The 10,851-nt window shown below is 72.5% G+C and carries 8 protein-coding genes and 2 pseudogenes; 7 read left to right on the top strand and 3 right to left on the bottom strand.

Annotated features, from left to right (window positions below; genetic code table 11):
- The 5 genes and pseudogenes from NOD94_RS37710 to NOD94_RS37690 form a co-directional block, all read left to right on the top strand.
- Positions 1–304: pseudogene (locus NOD94_RS37710) on the top strand (hypothetical protein); the annotation flags it as partial.
- Between the two features lie 7 nt (positions 305–311).
- Positions 312–2,375, top strand: coding sequence for a SpoIIE family protein phosphatase (locus NOD94_RS37705; protein WP_281210757.1), 2,064 nt, complete (start codon positions 312–314; stop codon positions 2,373–2,375).
- 62 nt (positions 2,376–2,437) lie between these two features.
- The gene (locus tag NOD94_RS37700; protein WP_281210755.1) at positions 2,438–2,806 is read left to right on the top strand and encodes a hypothetical protein; all 369 of its coding nucleotides are present in this window, start codon (positions 2,438–2,440) and stop codon (positions 2,804–2,806) included.
- A 59-nt stretch (positions 2,807–2,865) separates the two neighbouring features.
- Positions 2,866–3,726, top strand: a complete 861-nt coding sequence (locus NOD94_RS37695; protein ID WP_281210754.1) for a DNA-formamidopyrimidine glycosylase family protein — start codon at positions 2,866–2,868, stop codon at positions 3,724–3,726.
- 26 nt (positions 3,727–3,752) lie between these two features.
- Entirely contained in the window at positions 3,753–4,133 is a 381-nt protein-coding gene (locus NOD94_RS37690; protein WP_281210753.1) for a hypothetical protein, read from the top strand.
- 13 nt (positions 4,134–4,146) lie between these two features.
- Here the strand turns inward: NOD94_RS37690 and NOD94_RS37685 are convergent, their stop codons facing one another.
- Positions 4,147–4,611, bottom strand: coding sequence for a hypothetical protein (locus tag NOD94_RS37685; protein ID WP_281210756.1), 465 nt, complete (start codon positions 4,609–4,611; stop codon positions 4,147–4,149).
- Between the two features lie 263 nt (positions 4,612–4,874).
- Positions 4,875–5,408, bottom strand: coding sequence for a sigma-70 family RNA polymerase sigma factor (locus tag NOD94_RS37680; protein ID WP_281210752.1), 534 nt, complete (start codon positions 5,406–5,408; stop codon positions 4,875–4,877).
- A gap of 300 nt (positions 5,409–5,708) precedes the next feature.
- Between NOD94_RS37680 and NOD94_RS37675 the strand changes: the two genes are divergently transcribed.
- Positions 5,709–6,923, top strand: a complete 1,215-nt coding sequence (locus tag NOD94_RS37675) for a CapA family protein (protein ID WP_281210751.1) — start codon at positions 5,709–5,711, stop codon at positions 6,921–6,923.
- A 9-nt stretch (positions 6,924–6,932) separates the two neighbouring features.
- On the opposite strand, the pseudogene NOD94_RS37670 reads toward NOD94_RS37675, so the two are convergent.
- Positions 6,933–7,241 (bottom strand): annotated as a pseudogene (locus tag NOD94_RS37670) (universal stress protein); the annotation flags it as partial.
- A 90-nt stretch (positions 7,242–7,331) separates the two neighbouring features.
- On the opposite strand from NOD94_RS37670, the gene lysX reads away from it, so the two are divergent.
- Positions 7,332–10,643 (top strand): bifunctional lysylphosphatidylglycerol synthetase/lysine--tRNA ligase LysX, encoded by a 3,312-nt coding sequence (gene lysX, locus NOD94_RS37665; RefSeq protein ID WP_281210750.1) that lies wholly within the window; start codon positions 7,332–7,334, stop codon positions 10,641–10,643.
- Positions 10,644–10,851: the final 208 nt, after the last annotated feature.

The raw sequence follows: 10,851 nt of genomic DNA, 5'->3' as shown, positions 1-10,851 counted from the left end.
CGCCGCCGCCCCGTGCCCGCCGGCAGCGGACACCCCGCCCGGCAGGCCCTCGCAGCCGCCCGTGACCCCGCAGGCGCCCGGGACGCCGACCCCGGCCCGGCCCGCGGATCCGGCGCCGAACGCACCCGGCGACGTACCGTCCGAGCTGTCCCCGCAGAGCCCGGACGACCCCGCCCTGCCCGGATACCCGGAGGAGGACGCCCTGCAGGACATGCTCGACCCGTTCCTGCCCGACCTCCCGTACGACGTACCGGACCCGCTGACCGGGGACTCCGAGGACACCCAGTACCTGGAGAGCGCCTGACCCCCGGCTGTGTCATGGTGGACCGGTGCCGAGCACCACATCGCTGCCGGACGATTGGCCCGCACATGCGGGCCGGTCGCTGTCACTGAACCGGATGGGCAGTTTCGACTGGGACCTGGTCACCGGGCTCATGCACCTGGACTCAGCCGCCCTCGAAGTCTTCGACACCACCCCCGACGCCTACGACGGACGGCCCGAATCCCTCTCCCCGCGCGTCCCGCCGGCCGAGTCCACCCGGCTGGACGCGCTGGTGTCGAGCGCCCTCAAGAGCGGCGTCGACAGCTACGGCGCCTATTTCCGGATCCGCTGCCGCGACGGCGAGCTCCGCTGGACCCACACCCAGGGTCGCGTCATGCGGGACCCGGACGGACGTCCGTACCGGATCATCGGGATCGTCCGCGACGCCACCGAGGAACTCAGCCATTCCGCCGAACGCCTCGGACTGGACGACGAGCGCCGCCGCCAGACCTCCGTGGTCGAGAGCACCACGGCGGCCCTCGCGCACGCCCGGACCGTCAAGGACGTCATCGACGCCCTCGGTGACGCCCACGGCCTGGAACGCCTCGGCTCGATGGGCATGGTCATGGGCCTCGTCGAGGCCGGCCGCATCCACCTCGTGGCCGAAGGCCCCCACGGCAGTTTCGTGCCCGGTACCCGCTACACCCGCATCGACGAGCCGTACCCGATGAGCGAGGTCGTCCGCTCGCTCCAGCCGCGCTTCCTCGACTCGGCGGAGGAGTTCGCCCACGGCTACCCGGGGCTGTGGGCGAAGATCTCCCCCATGCGGATCTCCGCCGCCGCCTACCTCCCGCTGATCGCGCAGGCCCGCCCGATCGGCGCCATCGGACTTCTCTACCAGGACAAGGACGGCTTCACCCAGGACGAACGGAACCTGCTGGTCGCCCTGGGCAGCAGCATCGCGCAGAGCCTCCAACGGGCCATGCTGCTGGAGCAGGAGCACGACCTCGCCGAGGGACTCCAGCAGGCCATGCTGCCCCGGCGCATCCCGGCCGTCCCCGGCGCCCGGATCGCGGTCCGCTACCGTTCCGCGCGGATGGGCCAGGACATCGGCGGGGACTGGTACGACGTCATCCCGCTGCCGGGCGGCCGGGTGGGCGCCGTCATCGGTGACGTCCAGGGCCACGACACGCACGCGGCCGCCGTGATGGGGCAGCTCAGGATCGTCCTGCGCGCCTACGCCGCCGAGGGGCACTCGCCGGCCACCGTGATGGCGAGGGCCTCCGTCTTCCTGCACGAGCTGGACACCGACCGCTTCGCCACCTGCACGTACGTGGAGGCCGACCTCTCCACCGGCGTCCTCCAACTGGTGCGCGCCGGGCACCTCGACCCGCTGCTGCGCACCCGCGACGGGGACTGCCGACGCTTGCCGGTGGAGGGCGGGATGCCGCTGGGCCTGTCGGCCGAGTTCGGCCGCCTGGAGTACGCGGTCACCACGGTGGAATTGGATCCGGGAGAAACGCTCCTGCTGTGCACCGACGGGCTGGTGGAACAGCCCGGCGCCGACCTCGACGACGGCATCCAGTTCCTCACCGACCTGGTCCGCAACGGGCCGGCCGACCTCCAGCTCCTCGCCGACCGGCTGTGCGAGGTCGTCGACGACCGGGGCGGCGACGACGACATGGCCCTGCTCCTGCTGCGCCGTCAGGGCGAGGAGGCCCCGCGGGGCGGCGGCCGGCTCCAGCAACACGTGGCCCCCGGGGACCCCGAAGCCCTCGTGGCCGCCCGGCACATGATCGGCGCGGCGGTCCGGGCGTGGGGTGCGCGCAACAGGGCCGACGAGATCGAACTCGTCGCGGACGAACTCATCGTGAACGCCCTCATGCACACCGACGGCCCCGCCATCGTCACCCTGCGCGTGCTGAGCGGCCCCGAGCGGCGGCTGCGCGTGGAGGTCGAGGACCGCTCCAGCGCCCTTCCCAGGCGCCGCGAGGCGGGTGAGTCCGGCGTGTCGGGGCGCGGGCTGATGCTGGTCGACCGGCTCGCGGACGTCTGGGGCGTGGAGCCCCGGGGCAGCGGCAAATGCGTGTGGTGCGAGTTCGTGATGTCCTGACCCGACCGCGACGTCCCGACCCGGCCGCCGCCGCCGGCCGGTCGGCCGGGTTGAATGGCCCCGTGAACGGCGAACCGGCTTGGCCCGTGGACAAACTGAACGCCTTGCGCCTGGGCAGGAGGCTCGTCGTGGAGATTCCGTCCTCGGGGCCCGACCGGCGGGCGTTCGTGGACGTCACCCCGCACCGGACCGGGTCGGATGCCCGCGCGGAAGCGGAGGGGTGGGTCCGCAGCGACGCCGGGCGCGCGTTCCGGCTCCACCACCGGGAATACGACGGGGACCGCCTGGACGGCTTCGACCACGACGTCGGAGAGGTACTCGTCCGCTCGGCGGAGGCCGGGGACGAGGCCGGGCTCCTCGCAGTACTGGTCGCGTGGGGCATCGGCCCGGGATCCTTCGTCCATCCCTGGGACAGCGACGATCCCCGCTGATCGCCCACGGGCCCGTGGTCCGGGTCGCGGTTCGGGCGGGGCGGCGGCAGGCTGGGGGGATGCCGGAGTTGCCCGAGGTCGAGGCCCTGCGGGGGTTCCTCGACGAGCACCTCGTCGGGCGGGTGGTGGAGCGCGTCCTCCCGCTGGCGGTCAGCGTGCTCAAGACGTACGACCCGCCGCCGACCGCCCTGGAAGGGCTGACGGCCGGGTCGACCGCCCGCCACGGCAAGTTCCTCGCCCTGCGGATCGGTGACCTGTACCTCGTCACCCACTTGGCCCGCGCCGGCTGGCTGCACTGGCGGGACGCGTTCCCCGCACAGCCGCCACGGCCGGGCAAGGGGCCGCTCGCCCTGCGTGTCGTGCTGGAGGAGGGCGGCGGGTTCGACCTGACCGAGGCGGGTACCCAAAAGCGCCTCGCGGTGTACGTAGTGCGGGACCCCCAGGAGGTCCCGGGCATCGCCCGGCTCGGGCCCGACCCGCTCGCGGAGGGTTTCGACCGGGACGCCTTCGCCGCGCTGCTGGCGGGGGAGCGCAGGCAGATCAAGGGAGTGCTGCGCGATCAGGCCGTCATCGCCGGGATCGGCAACGCCTACAGCGACGAGATCCTGCACGCCGCACGCGTCTCGCCGTTCAAACTCGCCGCCTCCTTCGACGGGGACCAGGTCACCCACCTCTACGAGGCGGTGCAGGACACCTTGCGCACGGCCGTCGAGCGCGCCCACGGCGTCGCGGCGGGGAAACTGAAGGCGGAGAAGAAGAGCGGGCTGCGGGTCCACGGCCGGGCGGGCGAACCCTGCCCGGTGTGCGGGGACACGGTGCGTTCCGTGTCGTTCGCGGACTCCTCGCTCCAGTACTGCCCGACCTGCCAGACCGGCGGCAAGCCCCTCGCCGACCGCAGGCTCTCCCGCCTCCTCAAGTAGCGGGGCACTGCGTAGACTCCGCCACCATGGCCGACCCGCAACACCCGCCCCGGCGGGAGACCGTCACCGGCGTGCCCCGGGGCACCCGCCGCCGGCCGCCCGCGTACGCCCCGGCCTGCTCGGAGATCTCCGAGCACACGACCCTCGGCACGACCTACGTACGGGCCCTGATGCGCAGCCAACTGCGGTCCGGACTGGGCGCGCTGGCGGTGCTCGCGCTGCTGCTGGTCCTGCTGCCGCTGGCGTTCCTGCTCCCGAGGTCGACGGCCGGCCCGTTGGTCTGGATAGCGCTGGGCCTGGCCGCGTACCCGGTGATGTGGCTGATCGCCCGCTGGTACGTGACCCGGGCCGAGCGCAACGAGGCCGATTTCACGGGCCTGGTGACCGACCCGGCCGACACGGCCTAGGCGACGAAAGGCCCTAGAACAGGTGCATCGCCAGGTGCCCCAGGGGGAGGCCGAGTTGCCAGGCCGGTGTCCAGACGCGGGCGTTCTCGTCCAGGCCCGGCGGGGTGTCGGTGCGGCCGTGGCCACCCGGGTCGATGTTGGTGGCGAACAGCTCGGTGTGGTCGAGCCAGCGCCAGGCCGCCCGGGCCAGTTCGAGGTCGGGGTCCTCCGCGTCACCGCGTTCGCGGGCCTCCTCGCCCAGCGCGAGGAAACGGGTGTGGACCCAGTCGCGCCAGGGGTGCCCGTACGCCGTCAGGGAGAGCCACTCGTCGAGCTGCGAGACCACCCGGATGCCGGAGAGTTCACCGGCGGCGTCGGAGAGGTAGATCGTCAGCGCGAGCGTGTCGCGGCCGGCGCGGAACTCCAGGGTGCTGACCGGGATCAGCCGGCCCGTGCGCAGCAGCTCGTCGGCGATGTACTCCGCGTAGAGCCACGCCATGGGCACTGCCAGTCCGCCGTCACTGGTGCCGTTCGAACCCTCGGGCTGCACCGTTCCACCTCTCCCGCGCGTCGAGCTTCCGCCGTCACCCCTGAGCCTTCACCGCACGACTCGTGGAGCGGGGGATGTTTACTCAACTTGAACGCTCTGATGCCGCAATCGATGCGGTACCTGTCCGGTTCGTGCGCATGACGGACGATCCTTGAGAGTTTCTCCGGTGCGCTTCGAGGGCGGCGGCCCGTGCGACCCGCGCGGACCGGCCGTCAGGCGCCGAGGCCGTACCCCTGGAGTCCCTTCCGGAGGGCGCGAAGGGCGTAGTACGTGCGGGATTTGACCGTTCCGGCGGGAATGCCGAGCTCCGCGGCGGCCTCGGCCACCGAGCGGTCCTGGAAGTAGACCTGCACGAGTACGTCCCGGTGCTCGGGTCCCAGGCTGCCGACCGCCCGCCTGACGTCGATCGCGGTGACCGAGCCCGCCACCGCGTCCTGGGGCTCGGGGGCGTGTTCCAGACCGTGCGGGTCGACCTCCTGCGGGCGGGCCAGGCGGGCCCGGCGGGCGTCGATCGCCAGCCGCCGCGCGACCGTGAACAGCCAGGGCCGCATGGACTCGTGGGCGCTGGCCAGTACCTCCGGGTGCTGCCAGGCCCGGACGAGGGTCTCCTGGACGAGGTCCTCGGCGCGCTGGGCGTCCCCCGCGGTGAGGCCGAGCAGAAAACCGAACAGGGCCCGCCCGTGATCGCGCTGGAGTTCGGCGAGAGCCTCGGGTTCCGTGTGTTGGAGGGTGGGGGAGGGCGGCACGAGTGGCTCCTTCCGTGGGCCGCTGGGGTCTCTGGTCCCGCTCGGGGGTTCGACTCACTCACCCTGACCTGCACGGAGCCCTCCCGGAACCGTCCGGCGCCGCCGTTGCGCCCAAGCACCCGGGTCGTCCGGTGGGCGGCCGCGCGGGACGACGAACGGTCGAACGGCGCGGCGAACGGGCGGGGGGCCGTCGGAGTGGGACGGCTCGGGCGGACGGCAACGTTCCTTGACTTCGCGCGTCTTCTCCTATGGATTGCGGATCAGATGATCCGATAGTCATACAAAAGGGAGTCGGCGAAGATGAGCACACGTACCCGACGGGCACTCGCACTCCTCTCCGCCCTCCTGCTGCCGGTGGTCGCCGCCGGCTGCTCCGGCGGGGGACCCGCCCCGGCCCGGCTCGGCGCCGGCGCCGCCGGCCCGTCGTCCGCCACGCCCGCCCCGACCGGAACCGCGGCCCCCGGCGCCGCCGAGAAGGGATTCACCCTGGTGGCCAGCGGCGACGTGCTGCCGCACACCTCGGTCATCAAGCGGGCGGCGGCGGACGCCGGGGGCGACGGGTGGGACTTCCGCCCCATGTTCGCCGGGGTGAAGCCGGTGGTCTCGGCGGCGGACCTCGCGCTGTGCCACATGGAGACGATCTACGGCGAGGACGGCGGACCGTTCAGCGGCTATCCGGCCTTCGTCTCCCCGCCCGAGGTCGCCGACGGGCTGAAGGACGCCGGGTACGACGGCTGTTCCACGGCCTCCAACCACACCCTCGACGACGGGGCGGACGGCATCCGACGCACGCTCGACAGGTTCGACAAGGTCGGCCTCGGTCACGCGGGCTCCGCGCGCACGGCCGCCGAGGCGGCCAGGACGACGATGTACCGGGCGGGCCCCGCCAAGGTCGCGCACCTCGCCTACACCTACGACACCAACGGCTACCCGATGCCGGACGGCCAACCGTGGGCGGTCAACGAGATGAAGCAGGACCGGATCGTCGCGGACGCCAGGGCGGCCCGCAAGGCGGGCGCGGACGTGGTCCTGGTCAGCCTGCACTGGGGCACGGAGTGGGAGACCGATCCGGACGAGACGCAGCTCTCGCTGGGGAAGGCGCTGACCGCCTCGCAGACCGACGGCAGGCCCGACATCGACATGATCCTGGGAACGCACGCGCACGTCCCCCAGGCCTACGAGAAGGTCAACGGCACCTGGATCGTCTACGGGATGGGGGACCAGGTCGCCGGCGAGATGTTCAACCACTCGGGCGCGCGCGACCTGCGCGGCAACTACGGCTCGATCGGCCGCTTCACCTTCGCCCCGCCCGCCGCGCCCGGGCAGCGCTGGCAGGTGACGAAGGCCGAGTTCATCCCGCAGATGATGGACCTCGGACCGGGCCGGGTCGTCAACCTCCCCGCGGCCCTCGCCGAGGATCCCGGCCGCGGCGACTACGAGGAGGCCCGGGAGGCCGTCACCGAAGCGGTCCTCGGCCGCGGCGCCGCCAAGGACGGCCTGAAACCCGCACGCTGACGACCCCGGCTACGGCACCACCGTCACCGGCCGGCGGCCGGCCTTGACCAGGCGGACGGCGACCGGGCCGACGATGCGGTGGCCCGCCCGTTCGCAGGCGCCGACGACGACGGCGTCCGCCGTCAGGTCCTCGGCGGCGCTCACGAGCCCGGCGTACGGGTCGCCGCGGAACGTGTGGAACCGCCGGCGGACGACGAAGACGCCCTTCAGGCGCTCCGCGGAGTCGCGGATCTCGGCGACGATGCCCTCCGCGATCTCCACGGTGGTGTCGGCGACGGGCGCGCCCATCGACGCTCCGGCCGGCAGGACGGGCCGGACGTCCCGTCCGCGGGCGACGACGGGAGTTTGCCGACAGCTCCTGGCGGGCTCGCCGCGCGGACCCGCGCGGCCCTCCCTACAGTGCGAACCATGAGTGCCACAGTGGAGGAGACCCGCGGGACCCGCGGGACCCGCGGCCGGTTCCTGAGCCGGGTCCCGGACGCCTTCGGCGCGTTCTTCGGAACGCTCGGGCTGCTGTGCGCCCTGCTGGCACTCTCCCCGACGCTGAGACGGCTACTGAGGCCCGTGGTCCGCTTCCTGGACCAGTTCGTGGTGCCCGTCAGCGAGAACCTCGCGTACGCCGTGTTCCTCTTCCTGCTGGCCGCCGCCCTCGGCACCCGGAAGAAGATCGCGTGGTGGATCGTCGTCACCTATCTGGCCCTGCTGATCCTGGTCGACGTACTGATCATCGCCGACGGGGACTACTGGGTCGGCGGTCCCTCCATGGTCGTCGCCGTGGCCGCCATGATCATCCTGATCGCGGCGCGCGGCGAGTTCTACGCCGCCTCCCGGCACGGCGCCGTCTGGCGCGCCATGCTCGTGCTCGGCCTCGGACTGCTCGCCGCGGTCCTCGTCGGGTGGGGGCTCGTCGCACTGTTCCCCGGAACCCTGCCCAAGGGACAGTGGCTGGACTGGGCCGCGAAGCAGGTGTTCGGCGGGCTCTTCTCCGCCCGGCAGTTCGACGGGCGGCCGCCCCGCCCGCTGTACTTCCTCCTCGGTCTCTTCGGCGCCCTCGCCCTGCTGAACGCGGCCATGACCCTGTTCCGTTCCCAGCGACTGACCGCCGCCCTGCACGGGGACGAGGAGCCCCGCATCCGGGCCCTCCTCGGCGCGTACGGCCGCAACGACTCCCTCGGCTACTTCGCGACCCGGCGCGACAAGGCCGTGGTCTTCGCCCCGAACGGCAAGGCGGCGGTGACGTACCGGGTGGAGGCCGGGGTGTGCCTGGCGAGCGGCGACCCGGTGGGCGATCCCGCCGCCTGGACCCCCGCCGTCGACGCCTGGCTGGCCGTGGCCCGCCGCTACGGATGGCAGCCGGCCGTGATGGGCGCCTCCGAGGACGGTGCGACCGCCTACGCGCGGTCCGGGCTCAGCGCGCTCCAGCTCGGCGACGAGGCGATCCTCCAGGTCGCCCACTTCGACCTCGACGGCCGCGACATGCGGGTCACCCGACAGGCCGTGAACCGGGTCCGGCGGACGGGGGCCACCACCCTCATCCGCCGCCACTCGGCGCTGTCCGAGGACGAGATGCAGATGATCGTCGACCGCGCCGACCGCTGGCGCGACACCGAGACGGAGCGCGGCTTCTCCATGGCCCTCGACCGGCTGGGGGACCGCGCCGACGGCGACTGCCTGCTGGTCGAGGCCTTCGACGCGCGGGGCGAGCTGATCGCCCTGCTGTCCTTCGTCCCCTGGGGGAAGGACGGCATCTCCCTCGACCTGATGCGCCGGGACCGGTCCGCCCCCAACGGAGTCATGGAGTTCATGGTCGCGCAGCTGTGCGCGGCCGCCCCCGGCCTCGGCGTGCGCCGGATCTCCCTGAACTTCGCGGTGTTCCGTTCCGCCTTCGAGGAAGGCGGTCGAATCGGCGCCGGCCCGGTCCTGAAACTGTGGCGCAAGCTCCTGCTGTTCTTCTCCCGCTGGTGGCAGCTCGAGGCGCTGTACCGCTCGAACGTCAAGTACGGCCCCGAGTGGTACCCCCGGTTCCTCTGCTACCAGGACGCCGGATCACTCGCCCGGGTCAGCCTGGCCTCCGGCATCGCCGAGGGCTTCGTTTCCGTACCGAGCCTGCGCACCCTGTGGGGCAACGGTCACCCCAAGGGCCTCACCAACCCGGCCACCACCGAGGGGCTGCCTTCCATCGACTCCATGGGGCTGGACCTCGTGGCCGAGGACGGGGAACGGGCCCAGGCCGAGCGGCTGCCCGAACAGGTCCGGGTCCGGCACGCCAAGATGGAGCGGATCAGGGCGGGCGGCACCGACCCCTACCCGGTCGGCATCCGGCAGCGCACCCACACCGTCGCCCAGCTGAAGGCCGCCCACCCCGGCTACCCGCCGGGAGCCCGCACCGGCCAACAGGTCACCCTCGCCGGACGGGTGATGGTCGTGCGCGACCTCGGCGGCGTGGTCTTCGCCGTACTCCGGGACTGGACCGGGGACACCCAACTGATGTTCACCCGGGACGAGGCCGGGCCCGGGGCGCTGGAGTCCTTCACCGCACAGGTCGACTTCGGCGACCACGTGGTGGCGAGCGGCGAGGTCGGTACCAGCCGGTCCGGCGAACTGTCCGTGGTCGTCTCCGATTGGCAGCTCACCGGCAAGTGCCTTCGCCCCCTCCCGGACAAGCGCAAGGGCCTCGCCGACCCGGAGGCACGGGTCCGGCGCCGCTACCTCGACCTCGTCGCGAGCCCCGACGCGCGCGACGTCGTACGGGCCCGCTCCAGCGCGGTGCAGGCCCTGCGCCAAGGGCTGCTGGACCGCGGCTACCTGGAGGTCGAGACGCCGATGCTCCAACAGATCCACGGCGGCGCGAACGCCAGGCCGTTCCGCACGCACATCAACGCCTACGACCTCGACCTGTACCTGCGCATCGCACCCGAGCTCTACCTCAAGCGGCTGTGCGTCGGCGGCATGGAGAAGGTCTTCGAGATGGGCCGCACCTTCCGCAACGAGGGCGTCTCCTACAAGCACAACCCCGAGTTCACGATGCTGGAGGCCTACCAGGCCTTCGCCGACTACGACGTCATGCTCGACCTCACCCGGGAGCTCATCCAGGGCGCCGCGACCGCCGCCTACGGCTCGCCGATCGCCCACAAGGCGGGCCCCGACGGAAAGCTCGTCGTCCACGACATCTCCGGCCAATGGCCCGTCAAGACCATGTACGGGGCGATCAGCGAGGCCCTGGGCGAGGAGGTCGACGCGGACACCGGGGAGGACGTGCTGCGCCGCCTGTGCGACCGGGCCAAGGTGCCGCACGCGCCGGAGGACACCCGCGGCGACGTGGTCCTGGAGATGTACGAGAGGCTGGTCGAGGAGCGCACCCAGCTGCCCACCTTCTACAAGGACTTCCCGACCGACGTCTCCCCGCTCACCCGGCAACACCGCAAGGACCCGAGGCTGGCCGAACGCTGGGACCTGGTCGCGTTCGGCACCGAACTGGGCACCGCGTACTCGGAGTTGACCGACCCCGTCGAGCAGCGCCGCCGCCTCACCGCGCAGTCCCTGCTCGCGGCGGGCGGCGATCCGGAGGCGATGGAACTCGACAACGACTTCCTGGACGCCCTGGAGTACGCCATGCCGCCGACCGGCGGCCTCGGCATCGGCGTCGACCGTCTGGTCATGTTCCTGACGGGCTTGACGATCCGGGAGACGCTCCCGTTCCCCCTGGTGCGGCGCGGCTGAACGGGTGAGCGAACGGGGGCGCGTCCGCGCCTCTCGACATCTGCCCGGATGTCGTTGATACGTAGTAATAATGAAAAATGACGAGCCGACAGTAGGGCGACGCGTGCTCCTGCGTACCGCCGTCTTCCTCGGAATCGCCGCCGCGTCCACCCTGGTCACGGCGGGCGAGTCACAGACCCCGCCGCCCGGCACCGCCGGTCCCGCGAGG

Source organism: Streptomyces sp. Isolate_45, assembly GCF_024721315.2.
Lineage (GTDB): Bacteria > Actinomycetota > Actinomycetes > Streptomycetales > Streptomycetaceae > Streptomyces.
The sequence above is the reverse complement of the archived record's forward strand: the minus strand, read 5'-3'. Positions and strand labels throughout refer to the sequence as shown.